The following is a 15,542-nucleotide window of genomic DNA, read 5'->3' as shown; positions in this document are numbered from 1 at the left end:
ATGCCGGATTGGACCTATCATCCTCTGCGCCCCTTGGCGGCCTTCGTACTGGGCCGGCGACGGTCGCAGCGAGCGGCGCTGCGGACCCTGGCCACGCTGACCTCCCTGCCCGGAGGCGAACGACTCATCGCCTGGTCGTTCGACCATCCCCGCCCACCGGCGGACGTGGCGGCACGGCTCGGCGCGGTCGTTCCGGTCGAGTTCGCCCGGGACGCGATCCGGGCGCTGCCGGTCCAGGGTGCGGGCGTCATCGAGGTGGGACCGGTCGGCCCGGCCGACGTGCCGCTGGTACGCCGGGCCGTGGCGGACCGCCGCTGTTCGGTGATCATTCGAGCCACCACACCCGACGTGGCCGCGCGGCTCGCACCGTACGTCGACCGCGTGGTCACCGGTGACGAACCGGACCTGGTCCACCTTGCCGACCCGGCCATCGCGCGTGCCACGGCGGCGCTGACCGACCCGGCCAGAACGGTGCTGGCCACACCCGGCGTGCTGGTGGCCGCCGGACCCGGCTGGTTCCAGCGGGTCATCGAAGCGATGACCCCGACCGCGCCGCCGACCGGACTGCGAAGCGTTCCCCTCGACCCGAGGCGCTGGCCAGGATGGTGGTGGGGCCTGCTCGCCGGGCTCGGCATGGTCGGCGCCGGGCTGGGCGCCGCCATGATCACGCTCGGACCGCTGCTGCTCTGGTACGACCACGACTATCTCGGCATGAACCGGGAGCACCTCAACGCCGTCAACCACAACCTCGTGCCCTTCCTTCAGCACGACCGGATCACGATGGCCGCCACCATGGTGGCCATCGGTGTGCTGTATGCCGGGCTGGCATGGGGCGGCATACGACAGGGATGGGGATGGGCCCGTAAGGCGTATCTCGTCTCCGGCGTGGTCGCCTTCTCCACCCTGTTCTACTTCCTGAGCACGGGCTTCGTGGAGCCCTTGCACGTCGCGGTCACCGTGGTGTTGCTTCCGATGTTCCTGCTGGCCACGTGGCGGCGCCCGGCACCACCCCGGTGGATCCTGTGGCCGGAAGGACCGGAGCGTCTGCGGCGGCGAGCCCTGGTCGGCCAGCTCCTGATGATCACGGTCGGCCTCGGACTGTTCGTGGGCGGCGCCGTCGTCTCCGTCGTGGGTCTCAGTGACGTCTTCGTCTCCACCGACCTGACCTTCCTGGGCACCGAAGCCGGCCACCTGCACGCGGCCAACCCCCGGCTCGTGCCGTTCGTCGCTCACGATCGGGCCGGTTTCGGCGGCGCCCTCATGGCCTCCGCCCTGGCCGTCGGCCTGCTCAGCGCGTGGGGCTGGCGCCGCGGCGAGTCGTGGGTGTGGTGGTCGCTCGCCCTGGCCGCGACCGCCGGCTTCGTACCCGTCGTCGTCGTGCACATGATCATTCAATACACGAGCTTCGAACACCTGGTTCCGGTGTACTTCGGAATCGGCCTCACCACGATCGCCCTCACCCTCGCCCGCCCCTATCTGTGCGAACCGGCGAGCCGCCCGACGCGCTCACGACCGTGACAGGTGAGCGACCTCCTCGCCTGCCGTCATCCCTCCGTCAAAGGCACGGTCATTGCCACCGGCTGTTTCCGAGCGGTTGGCCGGAGGTCGACGGAATACCCGCTGCCGTGCCAGTGCGCGTCCTAGATCGGTATTGTCGCCGTATGCCCGAATTGGTCGCGCCCACCGCCCGCCTGCGCACCGCCTGGCTCGAGGCGCGTGACGAGTGGGGTCCCGGCGTCCACGAGGACGGCTTCGGGCTGCATCCTTCCGACGAGGTCGACTCGCCGGAAGGGTTCGCGACCTGGGTGGCGCGGCTGGCTGACGAGTCGGATCCGGCGAAGGCGGGAGAGACCGGCCGGATGCGCTGTACGTACCGCTGGATCGTCGAGGGCGACCGGGTGCTCGGCGGGATCGCGCTGCGGCACGAGCTCAACGACTTCGTGCTGCTGGTCGGCCACATCGGCTACGGCATCCGTCCGTCCTCACGCCGGCGCGGACTGGCCACCTGGGCGCTGGGCCGGATGCTCGACGAGGCACGGGTGCTCGGCCTGGACCGGGTGCTGATCGCCTGCGAGGCCGGCAACATCGCCTCGGTGAAGACGATCGAGCACCACGGCGGCGTCCTCGAAGACGTCCGCGACACCGAGCTCGGCACCGTACGACGTTACTGGATCAAGATCCAGTAACCCGCCGGCCTGCGTTCCCCGGCCCGAGCAGCATGGGGAGTGGCTCATACCGTGCGCTCATCCGCCGCACGCAGCGCACTCGCCGGTTCGCCGGCCGGTCAGACATCGACGGCCAGACGGACCTTCACCATGTCGCCCAGCTCAAGCCCTTCGGCCTTCCGCACCCACGCCTTCACCGGCACGATGTACCGCCCATCTTTCGGGAACAGCGACGTCTTCCACGCGGTTCCCCCGATCTGCGCCGTGACCGGAATCATGCCCCAGCCGTAGGTCACCAGCCTGGAAGCCGTTTCCAGCTCACCGCACTCCTCGTCCGGAACGGTGATGAAATGCCACGGCGCCGGGCCTTTCCAGAACCACATCTCGCCGCTGAATTCCAGGTTCATGCGATCAGGATAGGAGCCGGCCGGTTCCAGAAGACACGCTCATGCGTCCAGTTGACCAGCCCTCGCGGCCGTGTTCGACATCCGCCCGTGCCGCATTGAGCGCCATTGGTCTCGCAGCGATCGTGCGTTCGTGGGAGTTCTACGCGGTCAGCGCGGTCGCGTGTGATCCTGGAGCACATGACAGATCGCCATCTCGTGACCCTTCAGGTAACTGGACGACCTGCCACCTACGCGACAGCCCACGAAAAGCCTTGGAAGGATGCCGTTCGATCAGCTGTCACTGCGAGCGGAGTGCAGCCCCAGAATGCGCGTTTCGCCGTTCGTTTGGAGTTCCGGCTTGCCCTGGCCCGCGATGCGAACGAGGTCTGGGATCTGGACAACCTCATCAGCCCCACGCTCAACGCGATGGAGGGCGTCTTCGGTACACGGGCACGGCGAGGGACTCCGCAGTCCGCCGACGACAGAGTCGATCGTATCGAGGCTGCCAAACGCCTTCCGAGCGCCGACGAGACTGTGGGGGCGACGATCGATGTATGGGTTATCGAGCCGGACTGAATCGCCCCGGGTTCGGTGGAGACTCTGATCTAGCAAGCCGGGATCGCGGGGAACGAGACGTTCAGCCTGCCGTCTCTACCGCCTCAGCGCTCCGGCGGGCGGCCCCATGAAGTGGGCAAACTCGGCACCGCTCATGGTTGGTACCGGGCTGGCGATGGTGAATCCCGCACCGGGCGAATCCGGCCTTTCGACATCCGCCGGAAAGGTGGCGCCCGCGATGCGTTCCATCAGGGTGACGCAGGCGTACTTGTGCCGATCCCTCCCGGGCTGCTGCGTCGCGACCGTAAAAGGGCTTAAGTCCAGGTCGTGCAGGTAGGCGTCGACCACCCCGGTATTCCAGCCGCAGCGGACGGACGGGTCGGCCCTGTCGGAGTCGCCATAAGGGTCGAACCCGACCTCCAGTCTCCCGTTCGCGGCGTAGGCGAAATAGGCGAAGGATGCGCCCGCCGCGTGCCACGGGTCCATCCTGGCGGATGTCTTCCTCCATGGGGAGAGCGAGATTCCCCACGCCAGGCAGACGGCCAGGTGGCCATGGCGTGACAGGGCGCTCATGGCCTCTTGGCGGGCACATTCGTGGCCATAGTAGGGCTGGTTGATCAGGGTCCCGTCGCCCCAGCGGATGATGGTGGCGGTGTTCGAGGTGAGAGCTTCTGGGAATGGTAGTCCACCCCCAGAGGGACTGCGCCGATCAGCGATGCGACAGTCCCGATGTCGTCGTGGGTGGTGAACGTGGTGCAGAAATCCTCAGCCATGGAAAGATCCAGTATCACGCGCTCCGCTCCCTGAAGAAGGCGAAGCTGATCATCGCACACCAGGATCCCGCCGTCATCGCGTGACTCGATGCGACCGAACCGGCCGACGATCCGCGGAGCCCGCTTCGAACGAGGCGTCCTCGTCGAACGCGAGTCGGCGACCGCAGCCTGACGTGCGGTGCTAAACAGAGACACCGTGAGAGAGACAGCAATGGACCAAGGCACCCGCGGCGAGCTCATCAGTCGGCTGGCCGAGGCGATCAGGTCCGTCACGACCGCGCACCCGCTACGGGTCGCCATCGACGGGCCGCCCGCCGCCGGCAAGACCACGCTGGCCGACGAGCTCGCCGTCGTCCTGCGCGCGCAGGGCCGCGACGTCATCCGCGCGACCATCGACGACTTCCTCTTCCCCCGTGCACAGCGCTACCGACGCGGCCAGTACTCGGCCGAAGGCTGCTACTTCGACGCCCACGACCACGCCGCGCTGTGCCGGGTCCTGCTCGATCCGCTGGGCCCAGGCGGAGACCGAAGGTTCCAACACACGGTCTACGACAGAGACACCGACACTCCATCGTCTCCGCCGGCCACGACCACCCCCGCAGACGCCGTACTGCTCTTCGACGGCGTCTTCCTCCTGCGCCCAGAACTCATCGACCGCTGGGACCTGCGCATCTTCGTGTCCGTCCCATTCGAGCAGACGGTAGATCGCGCCCGGGACCGAGGCACAGCGCTGGCCGGATCCACCGCCGACACCGCCGAAATCGAACGGTCCTGGCGCAACCGCTATATCCCCTCCCAACAGCTCTACTTCGCCACAGCCCGCCCAACCGACCACGCCGACATCATCGTGTACAACGATCAGCTCCAACGGCCGACCTGGGAAGTCCGACCACACTCATCGATACACAGGATTTGACAATTGCTCAAACCGTCGGTACTCCGGTTCTGCCAGCCAAGGGGCCGTACGCCCCGGATCGGGCTTGCCGATACGAACGGGCGGATCGAGCGTGACCTGCGGGGTGAACTGGCCTGAACGCTCTTGGAGATCGTTTAGGGACCTACGGATCTCAATGTCAGGCTGAGCCTTGCTTCCACAGCGCTGTAGTCGATGGTGGCGGAGATCGTGAAGCCGGGTGCGCAGGAAGACCAGGCCGAGGGAGAAGTAGGCGGACCCTCCTGCTATTCGGATAATGGGATCATGGAGTCTGCTGAGGAGTGGGATCGGTGCTTGGGATGGACGTTCGAGTTGATCTCGGAAGATCCCGTTCGGCGTGAGCAGGCGCGCGACCGGCTGAGGGCTACTCAAGATCGCCGTAGTGAGGCGTTGTATGCCTTCAATGAGGTCTGGCGAGAGGAGGGGTTGTCGGCCGCTGATCAGGCGGGAGGCCGATACATCGCCGAGCGACGAAGAACGCTGCCGGATGCTTTGTGGGAGTTCACTCCCGCTGCCTCCTACGCCGGTTGGGCCGGACTTAGGTATGTCCTGCTCTATCTGGAGTGGGAGGCCCAGTATCCGGACGAGTGGATGGCCTCCGCCAAGAGCTGGGGACGAAACACGGTAAGTTGCACGATCTAGCCAGGGCTGTGCCGTATCTGGCAACCGAGGTGATCGATCAGCTGGTTGACTTGATTTGTCGTGCCGTACGACGTGAGCACCGCTGCAAAGACGCTGGATACGCCGTACTGGCCAGGGCGATCGGCGGCTTGCGGTTGCGGCGTCTCCTGGTTGAGATCGCCGATGATCCTGATGAGGGCTTCCGCTTACGAGCCCGGTACCTCCTGTGGTTGTTGGACCACCCTGAGGCATTCAAGCCCAAAGCAAGCCAATGGAAGGCATGGTTGAGGAGCCAGGAGGCCGGGTCGGTTCATCCGGGAAACCGCGGAGCATGACAAACTGCCGGATCATGTTCTGTCAGTAGCATTTGAGATGGTCTGCGTCATGGTCTCCTTCATCTACCGCAGCGTCTACGAAGGCCCCTCCGGCAGGCTGGTACGGCACTTTCCCGATGCCACGGTGCTCGACTGGTTCCGCAGGGTCTGGAACGAGGCGGGAGCCGGCGACGCTTACGAGTGGGTCACACGCGAACTCGGAGCGAACGTCTACGGCCTGTCCACCATCTTCGAGACCGGACTGCCCGCGCCCCAGAGCACAGCGGAGCTGCACCGCCTGCTGGAGGAACACCTCTACGTCGAGCAGGAGCTACGGGTCGACGAGCACAGCGTGCGGGTGCTCACCGATGACGACGACGTCATGCTGGCCTACTTCTTCGTCGAGGACGCTCTCGTGGCCGCCGAACCGGAGCGCTGGGCCTACCTGCTGCATGACGGATGGGAACTACCCAACCTCCCTCCCGGATTCTCCGCCGGCCGGCCGTTCACCCCTCCGGTGGCGACCTGGACCCCGACGCCCGCGCCGCCCGGAGGTGAAGGGACGACCTACGCGGTCGTGCTGACCTTCTATAGCACCTTCGACAGCATCGGCTGGAACACCCCGGCGTGTTTTCCCGGCATCCGGTTACCCCAGCTCACGGCAACCCTGCGGGAGACAGACGCCCTGATCGATAAGTGGTCTGGAGAGCCGGCCGTCCTGCGCGCCCTCGTCGCGCCCGGCGAGGACGAGATCGGACCGGCCCTGGAACGCTGCAACCGCTGGCCCGACTTCGAGCGGGACATCCCGGAGACGTACGGCGCTCACCAGCAGGCACACGAGGTCGCGCTACGTCTGTTAGAGGTGTTCGAGCCTTCCCGAGGCCGCGATCCGCACCGCACGATCATCCGGCAGAGCGAGCACGTGGCTCAGATGGCCATCCATATCAATGGCCGCTCCGGCTACCGCCAGTGGTTCATCTTCGATGACGTCTGGGCTGCCGCCCACCCCGATCTGGCCGCCTCGCTGATGCATCACGGTTCCCACTGGGATCCCCGTTGCCATCGCAATCACGGGATCGGGGAATGCGCTCCATAGGGACGGCCGCATCGAACCCAAGCTCAGTCCCCGTGATGGTTTCCCGGCTCCACGCGCCGCCGGTCGCGACGATGATCACTGGGTGAGTGAAGTACGGCAGCATGGTCGGAATGGAGCAGCGCGCCGACGAGGCTGAGATGATCATCACCGCCAAGATCGATGACGACTTCGCCCGCGCGATGGCCGAACCCGGCCTCGCCGCGGCGAAGGCCCGCTTCGGACGTACCACCGCCACCCGGCTTTCCGCCCTCCCCCGGCATCCCGCCTACAACAAGGCCCGGGGCTTCAACCAGGACGACGCCCACCACCTGGAGTCCATCTGCGCCTTCTTCGCCGACGCGGCCCTGCTGCCCCTCATCGAGGTCTGGGCCGGCGACGCGTCGGCGTCTCTGGGACGGCGACTGGCCCATGCCGGCTTCTACGCCGCCGAGGTCAACACCACCCTGCACACACGACCCGGTCGGCCGACCTCGACGCCTCCTGGAATAGAGATACGTGAGGTGACGCCGGACGACGATGACACCGTCTACCTCGCGACGCTGTTCAGCGGATACGGACTCACCGCAGAAGCGGACTCGGCGCAGCGGGCGATGATGGCCATCGAACATCGCTCACCCCACCTACGCCGATACCTCGCCTACATCGACGGCCGGCCGGCCGGAGCCGCAGCGCTCTACACCGCCCGGCAACGCGGTTACCTCGCCGGCGCGGCAACCGTCCCGGGCATGCGCAACCGTGGCTGCCAGAGCGCCCTGATCCAACAGCGCCTCCACGACGCCGCCGATACTTCCTCATACGTGGTCGTCACGACCGCGTTCGGGTCGCCGAGTCAAGCCAACCTGCAACGCCTCGGATTCACGATCGCCCACACCCGAACTCTCTGGCGACCACTGCAACCCGACTGAATCACCTCCATACCGCTCCGTCCTGTGCGGGGCAGGGCCTCAGACGGGCAGGGTCGCGGCCAGCGGGGCGCCGATCTGGATGTCGAAGTACGCCGCGAAATCGGCTTTGCCGACGGAGCCCCGGCTCGCGTCGATGATCACGACCGTCCCGGCCACGATGCCGGCGAAACCGGTGCCGGACCGCCGGGCCTCTTCGATGCGTTCGGTGACCGGCCCGCGAACCGCCTCGGTCAGGAAGGTGAGCCCATTCGGGAACTCCTCGCTGAGCGGATGCCGTTGCCGTCCCGACTCGATCTGGCTGCCGATGCCGAACCGGGCCGTGATGATCTGATCATCACGGAGCGTGACATGGAAGTAGCCGTTCGACTGGGGGCGGTTGCAGTTCTCCTGGGGCGGATAGGCACAGTCGTAACCGCCGGCCCGAAGATCATCCACGGCGGAGCTCATCGTGGTCGCGTAGTGCTCGGCTCCGAACGGCCAGCGCCGCACGGAGCTGTCCCGGGCGGTGACCATCAGTCCGTCGATCCCGGAATAGCTGTAGTCCGCATGCTTGTCCCGCCACGCGATCCGGGGGATCTCGTCGCTCCGCTGCACTCTCCGATCCCGGAGGTCACGATTGAAATCGTCGATCTCCTTCCGCATGCGATCACCGGCATCGGACCAGATCGCGGCAAGCACCGGCGCCGCGGCGTCGACGACCTGATCACCTCCTCCTGGGTCCGCCGGCTGCTCGGCGTGCGGGAACCACGCCCAGGCGAGCCGGTCGTCATGGTCAAGCAGAAACTGCGCGACCTGCGGATAGACCGTGTCCGTCTGGTCACGGTGGCCGATCCGGCACCACAGGGCACGGCCGTCCGCGTTGGCCCGGACCTGTGCGCAGAACCAGCCGGCCTCCGTCAACGGCCGAGTGACAGACCCGGCCGTACCGTCGGTTGGAACGGGTTCGGCCCGTGAGTTCTCACCCGCCGCGTCGTGGTCGTACACGCCGGCGGGCGGCAGCGACGGCGGTTCGGACGATCGAGTGCAGCCGGTCAACGCGAGCGGCCCGAGGATCATGATCATCATGATCGTGCGAACGGCCGGCCAACGTCGGTGTGCGGTCAGGGAGAACGGATGGGACACGGAGTTCATCGAAGCGGCTGGACCGCTGGTTCGGCAACTTCGGCCATCAGGCGGCGGTGAAGGCCAGGGACGCGTTGTGGCCGCCGAAGCCGAAGGAGTTGGTCATCGCCGCCGCCCACCGGCCATGGCGCGGCCGCCCGGCGACGATGTCGAGCTTGACCTGAGGGTCCAGGTCCTCCAGGTTCCGGACGGCGGGAATCACCCCGTCACGGATGGCGAGGATCGCGGCGATCGCGCCCAGCGACCCGGCGGCCCCGCACAGGTGACCTGTCATCGACTTCGTGGCGGTGATCACGGGATGCGTTCCCAGCGCCTCGGTGATCGAAAGGGCCTCCGTCAGATCGCCGGTCGGGGTTGAGGTGGCGTGGGCGTTCACGTGCCCGACGTCGAGAGCGTCCAGCCCCGCCGAGGCCAGGGCCAGCCGCATCGCGCGTATCTGCCCGCCCGCGTCGGCGGAGGTGATGTGATGGGCGTCGGAGGTGGTGCCCGCGCCGGCCAGCGTGGCGTGCACTCGGGCTCCACGAGCCGCGGCGAACCCCTCGCGCTCCAGGACCACCAGGGCCGCCCCCTCGCCGAGAACGAACCCGTCGCGCCCGGTGTCGAAAGGCCGGGAGGCCTCCTGCGGGGCGTCATTGCGCTTGGACACGGCCCTGGCCTGGGCAAACCCGGCGAGGGTAAGCGGGTGGACGCACGCCTCGGAGCCACCGGCGATCACCACGTCGGCGCGGCCCAGGCGGATGAGGTCCAGGCCCATCGCGATCGCCTCCGATCCGGAGGCGCAGGCGCTCACCGGGGTGTGAGCGCCACCCTGTGCGCCGAACTCGATGCTGACCACGGCCGCGGGCCCGTTGGGCATCAGCATCGGGACCGTGTACGGCGAGACCTTCCGCGCCCCGGACGCCTCAAGGAGGTCGTCCTGAGCGAGCATGGTCAGCACCCCGCCGACACCCGTGCCGATGACCACCGCCAGGCGCTCGGGCTCGACCTCGGGAGCCCCGGCGTCCGCCCAGGCCTCCCTTGCCGCGATGAGCGCGGCCTGCTGGCAGCGGTCCAGCCGCCGGGCCTTCACCCGGCCCAGTACCTCGGCGGGCTCCACCCTCAACCGTCCGGCGATCCGCACGGGCAGGCCCTCCGCCCACTCCTCCTCTATCACGGTGATGCCGGACCGCCCTTCCAGCATGCCGGCCCAGGTGGAGGCCACGTCCCCGCCCAGTGGTGTGGTGGCGCCAAGCCCGGTGACCGAGGCGCCCGCCTTCATTCCGTCCCCCATCGACAACTCCTTCGTCCCGCCCCGTCAGCGATCCCCTCGCCCTTGGGAAAGTCCCGTGAGCGATGCCGCCGAGTGGCTCGGATACAGACCCTGCCAGGGCGCGGCCGCTCGGGCAGGTGGCCTGATCAACGAAAATGTCGTGGGAGATTTGTCCGCGCTGTCACGATCGCTGCCGGGCCGTACCGGGCAGGACGCGGGCGCCCGCGCGAGGCAGCCGACGTGTCGCCCGCCGTTCCGCCGCCGGTCTCCCCTCCCCCGGATCGTCATGCCGGATGGTCCGGTTGCCTGATCATGGGCTGATCACCGCCGGTATCCTCGACACAACGTGTCAGGATGCCGGGCCGGCGTCGAGGCGCCGTCCGCACCGGTCAACGTCGTCTGACGCACCGGATGTCATGGAAAGGTTGCCCGTGATTCTCGAGGTCCGCACATACCGGTTGAAGCCAGGCACCGGTGAAGAGTTCGTCCGTGTCATGCGGGAGGAGTCGGTGCCGCTGCTGGAGGAGTCCGGTATTCGGGTGGTGGACTACGGCACGTCACTGGTAGCCGAGGACGGGCATGAGGAGGCCTACCTGATCCGCGCGTTCACGTCCCTTGAGACGCACCGCGAGCAGGAGGACAGGTTCTACGGCAGCGATGCCTGGCGGCTCGGCCCCCGCGAGGCGATCGTTTCCCGGATCGACAGCTATCACACGATTGTCTTCGAGGCTTCGGAACAGATCGCGCAGGCATTCCAACGGCAATGACACCGTCGCTCGAACGACCGCGAAGGACACCTGAGAAGACGCGGAGGACGCCCGGAAGGACAGAGCCATCGGGCGGCTCCGCCTCCGTCGCGGAGCGGCGTTCGCCAAGGGAAGGTCGTTCAACGCGCGTGAACGTGACGAACTACGCACCGCAACGGGGGCGAGGGGTCAAAAGGTGTCATCAGCCGCGACGTCGCATTCCCGCCGGATGCGCCGAGGTTGGCGAGACCTCGCATCTTCGGCCCCGGCCGACCACACGCGAGACCCGGGGTGTGCGCCCGGTCGCGGTCAGCTCGCGCTCGGGCAGCCCTGGGCGGCGAAGGCCAGGAACTGGGTGGTCTCCCGGGTGTCGAAGTTGTCGTCGCTGCCGATCACGAGGGTGCATTCTCCGTTGTCCAGGCGCGGTCCCCAGGCGAGACCTTCGAGGTTCTGCACCGGCGACGGCGCCAACTGCGTGTTGAGATCGGCGACCAGGCGCTTGGTGACCGGGCGGTAGCGTCGGCCGTTTGCCAGGCTGTCCCTGTTGAGCACGTTCGTGGCACGATCCAGATTGATCTCGTACAGCTTGACCCGGTAGTTGACGCCCTCGATCCAGGAGCGCTCAAGGGCGAGATAGCGGTTGTCGTCGATCGCCAGGATCTCGGAGACCCCGCTGTCGGAGTGGCCTCCTGCCGGGATCGGCGCCGCGGGCAGCGGGTCGATGTGGTAGGCGTACTGCCCGCGCACCCGGCCGTCGCGCTTCCACACGGTGAGACGGGCCGGCGCGCCGTGTTCCACGGTCGGCGGCTCGCCGTCCTCGTACCGTGGGCCTTCGGCGATGGCGGTGATGGCCTCCTTGGTGGAGGTCAGACCCTCGAACCCGAAGTTGCGCCGCGGGCCCTTGTCGGTGTCGGTCATCTTCAGGTTGTCGGGAACGGGCAGCTCGCCCAGATGGAGGCCCGTGGGGTCGGTCCAGCGGACGAACAGGTCGGAGACCGGAATGTTAGGGTTCGCGGCTTCGGGCCGATCGCCCTCGTGACCCCAGAGCAGCCGGCGGGTCGTCCGGTCGAAGCGGATCGTCTCCGGGTCCGCGGACCGAGGCAGGCCATAGCCCGGATAGGGCTTGTCGTCGGGGCCCAGCAGGGTGGTGACCCCGGTGAGGTTGACCCCGGTGAACGCTCCGGTGGCCGGGTTGATGTCGAGGCGGCCGGTGTAGAAGCGGGCCGGGTTGTAGCGATTCCGGTCATCGGAGATGAAGTACCAGGTACCGGTGCGCGGGTCCTGATCCAGGCCGGACAGGCCGCCGACGGTGGTGCCGCCGAACTGCATCTTGTGCGGCAGTGTCTGCTCACCGAGGAAACGGGTGATCTTAAAGTCCGGTGACACCGCCGGCGGCGCTGCCGCGGTTGACGCTCGCGCGTCGAAGGTCCCGAAACTGACCGCCATCGCGAACGCGACGGCAATTGTCATTATTCTTCGCGAATTGACCACACGATTCTCCTTATTCCAAAAGAGCCCCCGAAGGGACCGGCCGGAATATGAGATCGTAGATCACGAGCGATGTCCACGACGTTAGGCGCTCAACGAGGTGTTGGCTGCTTAATGCCACGGCGAATCAGCAATTTATCGCGTATTTTCATCCTCGACGCAGCGAAGGAGGAAAAGGCACGGAAAGGGGAGCGAGCATGGTGCCATATGGACAGCAGGGACCCTAGTGCCCACACAAGCAGGTGTCCGGCAGCCTCCACGGCGACTCGCCGCAGAGTGCCGAGTTTCATGAATACGGTCGAGGGGCGCGATCTGCACGTATATCGCGCGCACGAATCTTGTGACGCTTACATTGCCCGTCATCGAACATTGCCCATCGTTGGTCTTTCCCTCATCTTGCGACCTTAGAGAAAGACCAATGATGGGCGAAACCCCGTCATGGCGCACAATTATCAAGTCGCTGAAGTATGCGTTCGAGCACGCCGAGATTTTTGTCGGGGTTCAGCGGGACAATCGCCTCCCGCGGACGTATGCGTCTTGGTTCGCAGCCCTCAGCGGCAGATTTTCAGAGGGTTCGCCTGACCGTCGTGGCCGTCGGCATCCGCGCCACGCTTGAATCCCACCGCGGCGCGGATGCCGACGGCCAGGTCAGGTTCAGTGACCGGCGCTCTGTCCGCCGTCGATGTGCAGGATCTCGCCGGTCACGAACGGGGCGGACTCCAGGTAGAGAACCCCGGTGACGATGTCGCCGATCTCGCCCATGCGACCGACGGGATGGAGCTTCGCGAGGGCCTCGTACGTTTCGGCCGGGTGCATGGAGGTCTTGATGTTTCCCAGCGAGACGGCGTTCACGCGGATTCCACGCGTGGCGTACTCCATGGCGAGAGACTTCGTCGCGGCGTTCAGGCCGCCCTTGGTCAGCGAGGCGAGCACGGACGGCACCTTCGCGCTGGGCTGCTCCACCAGGCTCGTGGTGACATTGACGATGTGACCGCCGGCCTGCTTCACCATGACGTCGACGGCTCGCTGGGTGATGCGGTAGAAGCCGGCGACGTTCACGTTGATGATCGCGGTGAAGTCCTCTTCGGTGTAGTCGGTGAAGGGCTTCGAGATGAAGATCCCCGCGTTGTTGATCAACGTGTCCACCCGACCGAACCGCGACACGGCTGCGGAGATCACATTGTCGGCGGTGGCGGGGTCGACGATGTCACCCGGCACGGTCACCACATCCGGATCGGTCGTCGGCTCCATCGAACGCGCCGTCGCGACAATCTGATAACCACGGTCGCGAAGCGCGGCCACCAGGCCCGCGCCGATCCCCTGTGACGCACCGGTGACGACGGCGACCCTGCGCCCGTTGCCCACAAAATCTCCTTCGGATCAGCCGGTTCCATGACCGGTGTGCGGATCCGGCCGCACCGGTGGCACTCGACGCGCCGCGTCTGGCCCCGGACCGGCCGGATCCGCGAGACGGAACCCCTTCGCGAGTCCGTCCCCGGTCGATCGGTGATCGAGGAGAGCACCGCACCATTCCGGGACCGCGTGCACGGTGGCCTTCGCGGGCGCCGGATCCCGCCCGGTGACGAGGCCGCTGTCCTCCACGACGTGCGATCCCCAGGCCCGGCCCACGTCAAACGGTGTTCCGGAAGTACTGGTCAAAAAACAACAAACACGCCGCGGGCACCTGGGATCTGACAGTCGGCGAAACTGGGCCTACCGATGATTGTCAGGGCGTGGTACATCCAGCAGGACAGATTAATCTTCTGGTGGAGGCGCCCGATGAGGTCACTTCGGCTCGGAGTCGCGATCCTGATGGTCGCGGCCTTCTCGGTCGTCTGGTCACCGCCCGCCGTGGCGGCAGCCTGCGCCCCACCCGCGCCCAGCGAGACCCAACCCGGATACACCGTGGCCGACCCGTGGTGTGAGTATCCCTCCGGCACGCCCTTCACCGCGCTGCCGGGCACCACCGTCCACGCGGGCATCGAGCGGGGCGCCGCCTACCGGATCGAGGTTCCCTCGAACTGGAACGGTGAGCTGGTGCTGCACGCCCACGGCTACCGGGGCACCGACACCACCGTCTACGTCGACAACTCCCCCCTGCGGGCCCACCTCATCGCGCGGGGATACGCCTGGGCCGCCTCCAGCTACCAGACCAACGGCTACGACGTCGGACAGGGCGTCAAGGACTCGCACGCGCTGATCGCGCTGGTACGCGGAGTCACCGGCAGGTCCGCGCGCCGCGTCTACATGACCGGCTTCTCGATGGGCGGGCACGTCACCGCGGTCGCCGTCGAGCACTACCGCAGGACGTTCGCCGGGGCGCTTCCCGCATGTGGCGTCCTGGGCGACACCGAATTGTTCGATTACTTCACCGACGCCAACGTGACGGCCGCCGCGCTCACCGGAACGCGGACCGACTTCCCGCTCTCCCCCACGCCCGAATACCAGCAGACCTACGCCGATCGGGTGCTCGGCCTGCTGCCCGAACTCGGCAGCGGATTCACCCGGGGCATCCCCCCGACGCTCACCAAGCTGGGCAGGACCTGGAGCGACGCCGTCGAGCGGCGCAGCGGCGGCGACCGTCCCGGATTCGACTCCGCCTTCGCCTACTGGAACGCGATCGGCCGCGCGCCGCTCACCCAGATCCCGTTCCTGTTCGGTCTCTACCCGGGCCTGACCGGGGGCACCTCGAACATCGCCGAGGGCAACGTCGTGGACAACCGGCGGACGGTCTACCAGCTTGACGACCGGCCCGGCCTGACGAGAGCCGAGCGCGAGCTCAACCGTGACGTGTTGAGGATCGCCGCCACCGACCGTCCGAGCCGCGACCTCAGCGGCGTCCCCGCGGTGCTGGGCGACCCCCGCATCCCCGTTCTCTCCCTGCACGACATCGGCGACCTCTTCGTCCCGTACTCGATGGAGCAGATCTACGCGGACCGTACGGCGCGCAACCGGCAGACCGGCAACTTCGTCTCCCGCGCGATCAGGGGGGTCGGTCACTGCGACTTCACCCAGGGCGAGCTGACCCGGGCCTTCGACGACCTGGTCACCTGGGTCGAGAAGGGCAGGCGCGCGGCGGGCGACCAGGTCCACCACACGTCGAAGCCGGATTTCGGCTGCCGCTTCACCGAGGTGACCCGCCCGGCCTTCGTCGCCCCGGCCTGCCCCTGAGCCATCCCGGGGAGGCG

The 15,542-nt window shown here is 67.2% G+C and carries 15 protein-coding genes; 9 read left to right on the top strand and 6 right to left on the bottom strand.

Annotation, left to right across the window (positions count from 1 at the left end):
* Positions 1-33: 33 nt before the first annotated feature.
* The gene (locus tag CHC08_RS18875; protein WP_218825366.1) at positions 34-1,518 is read left to right on the top strand and encodes a hypothetical protein; all 1,485 of its coding nucleotides are present in this window, start codon (positions 34-36) and stop codon (positions 1,516-1,518) included.
* Between the two features lie 143 nt (positions 1,519-1,661).
* Complete coding sequence (locus tag CHC08_RS18870; protein ID WP_089208624.1) at positions 1,662-2,186, top strand: GNAT family N-acetyltransferase; 525 nt, start codon at positions 1,662-1,664, stop codon at positions 2,184-2,186.
* Positions 2,187-2,284: 98 nt separating this feature from the next.
* Here the strand turns inward: CHC08_RS18870 and CHC08_RS18865 are convergent, their stop codons facing one another.
* Positions 2,285-2,572, bottom strand: coding sequence for a DUF1905 domain-containing protein (locus tag CHC08_RS18865; protein WP_089208623.1), 288 nt, complete (start codon positions 2,570-2,572; stop codon positions 2,285-2,287).
* 177 nt (positions 2,573-2,749) lie between these two features.
* Between CHC08_RS18865 and CHC08_RS18860 the strand changes: the two genes are divergently transcribed.
* Positions 2,750-3,127 carry a hypothetical protein gene (locus CHC08_RS18860; protein WP_143653273.1) on the top strand — a complete coding sequence of 126 codons (378 nt, stop codon included), beginning with the start codon at positions 2,750-2,752 and terminating at the stop codon, positions 3,125-3,127.
* A 75-nt stretch (positions 3,128-3,202) separates the two neighbouring features.
* Here the strand turns inward: CHC08_RS18860 and CHC08_RS18855 are convergent, their stop codons facing one another.
* Positions 3,203-3,592, bottom strand: a complete 390-nt coding sequence (locus tag CHC08_RS18855; RefSeq protein ID WP_089208621.1) for a hypothetical protein — start codon at positions 3,590-3,592, stop codon at positions 3,203-3,205.
* A 498-nt stretch (positions 3,593-4,090) separates the two neighbouring features.
* On the opposite strand from CHC08_RS18855, the gene CHC08_RS18845 reads away from it, so the two are divergent.
* From CHC08_RS18845 to CHC08_RS18830, 4 genes are all read left to right on the top strand, one after another.
* Complete coding sequence (locus tag CHC08_RS18845; RefSeq protein ID WP_089208619.1) at positions 4,091-4,795, top strand: cytidylate kinase family protein; 705 nt, start codon at positions 4,091-4,093, stop codon at positions 4,793-4,795.
* A 192-nt stretch (positions 4,796-4,987) separates the two neighbouring features.
* Positions 4,988-5,455, top strand: coding sequence for a hypothetical protein (locus CHC08_RS18840; RefSeq protein ID WP_089208618.1), 468 nt, complete (start codon positions 4,988-4,990; stop codon positions 5,453-5,455).
* Between the two features lie 363 nt (positions 5,456-5,818).
* Complete coding sequence (locus tag CHC08_RS18835; RefSeq protein WP_143653272.1) at positions 5,819-6,844, top strand: hypothetical protein; 1,026 nt, start codon at positions 5,819-5,821, stop codon at positions 6,842-6,844.
* An 86-nt stretch (positions 6,845-6,930) separates the two neighbouring features.
* Positions 6,931-7,749: a GNAT family N-acetyltransferase gene (locus CHC08_RS18830; protein WP_089208616.1), complete on the top strand. Its 819-nt coding sequence runs from the start codon at positions 6,931-6,933 to the stop codon at positions 7,747-7,749.
* Between the two features lie 39 nt (positions 7,750-7,788).
* Here CHC08_RS18830 and CHC08_RS18825 read toward each other — a convergent pair whose 3' ends face one another.
* Both CHC08_RS18825 and CHC08_RS18820 read right to left on the bottom strand, forming a co-directional pair.
* Positions 7,789-8,805, bottom strand: a complete 1,017-nt coding sequence (locus tag CHC08_RS18825; protein WP_245878406.1) for a hypothetical protein — start codon at positions 8,803-8,805, stop codon at positions 7,789-7,791.
* Between the two features lie 112 nt (positions 8,806-8,917).
* Positions 8,918-10,141, bottom strand: coding sequence for a beta-ketoacyl-[acyl-carrier-protein] synthase family protein (locus CHC08_RS18820; protein ID WP_089208615.1), 1,224 nt, complete (start codon positions 10,139-10,141; stop codon positions 8,918-8,920).
* Positions 10,142-10,551: 410 nt separating this feature from the next.
* Between CHC08_RS18820 and CHC08_RS18815 the strand changes: the two genes are divergently transcribed.
* The gene (locus CHC08_RS18815) at positions 10,552-10,887 is read left to right on the top strand and encodes an NIPSNAP family protein (protein ID WP_089208710.1); all 336 of its coding nucleotides are present in this window, start codon (positions 10,552-10,554) and stop codon (positions 10,885-10,887) included.
* A gap of 288 nt (positions 10,888-11,175) precedes the next feature.
* On the opposite strand, the gene CHC08_RS18810 is transcribed toward CHC08_RS18815, so the two are convergent.
* Complete coding sequence (locus CHC08_RS18810; RefSeq protein ID WP_245878405.1) at positions 11,176-12,252, bottom strand: esterase-like activity of phytase family protein; 1,077 nt, start codon at positions 12,250-12,252, stop codon at positions 11,176-11,178.
* A gap of 756 nt (positions 12,253-13,008) precedes the next feature.
* Positions 13,009-13,719, bottom strand: coding sequence for an SDR family NAD(P)-dependent oxidoreductase (locus tag CHC08_RS18805; RefSeq protein WP_089208614.1), 711 nt, complete (start codon positions 13,717-13,719; stop codon positions 13,009-13,011).
* A gap of 414 nt (positions 13,720-14,133) precedes the next feature.
* Here CHC08_RS18805 and CHC08_RS18800 point away from each other — a divergent pair, with 414 nt between their 5' ends.
* Positions 14,134-15,525: a phthalyl amidase gene (locus CHC08_RS18800; protein ID WP_089208613.1), complete on the top strand. Its 1,392-nt coding sequence runs from the start codon at positions 14,134-14,136 to the stop codon at positions 15,523-15,525.
* Positions 15,526-15,542 lie beyond the last annotated feature (17 nt).

The organism is Streptosporangium subroseum (assembly GCF_900188345.1).
GTDB classification, from domain to species: Bacteria; Actinomycetota; Actinomycetes; order Streptosporangiales; family Streptosporangiaceae; genus Streptosporangium; species Streptosporangium subroseum.
The sequence above is the reverse complement of the archived record's forward strand: the minus strand, read 5'-3'. Positions and strand labels throughout refer to the sequence as shown.

Coding starts and splice junctions, on each gene's coding strand:
- CHC08_RS18865 (WP_089208623.1), bottom strand. CDS start 2,572: ATGAACCTGGAATTCAGCGGCGAGATGTGGTTCTGGAAAGGCCCGGCG.
- CHC08_RS18820 (WP_089208615.1), bottom strand. CDS start 10,141: ATGGGGGACGGAATGAAGGCGGGCGCCTCGGTCACCGGGCTTGGCGCC.
- CHC08_RS18845 (WP_089208619.1), top strand. CDS start 4,091: ATGGACCAAGGCACCCGCGGCGAGCTCATCAGTCGGCTGGCCGAGGCG.
- CHC08_RS18860 (WP_143653273.1), top strand. CDS start 2,750: ATGACAGATCGCCATCTCGTGACCCTTCAGGTAACTGGACGACCTGCC.
- CHC08_RS18800 (WP_089208613.1), top strand. CDS start 14,134: ATGAGGTCACTTCGGCTCGGAGTCGCGATCCTGATGGTCGCGGCCTTC.
- CHC08_RS18835 (WP_143653272.1), top strand. CDS start 5,819: ATGGTCTCCTTCATCTACCGCAGCGTCTACGAAGGCCCCTCCGGCAGG.
- CHC08_RS18840 (WP_089208618.1), top strand. CDS start 4,988: ATGGTGGCGGAGATCGTGAAGCCGGGTGCGCAGGAAGACCAGGCCGAG.
- CHC08_RS18870 (WP_089208624.1), top strand. CDS start 1,662: ATGCCCGAATTGGTCGCGCCCACCGCCCGCCTGCGCACCGCCTGGCTC.
- CHC08_RS18855 (WP_089208621.1), bottom strand. CDS start 3,592: ATGGACCCGTGGCACGCGGCGGGCGCATCCTTCGCCTATTTCGCCTAC.
- CHC08_RS18825 (WP_245878406.1), bottom strand. CDS start 8,805: ATGATCCTCGGGCCGCTCGCGTTGACCGGCTGCACTCGATCGTCCGAA.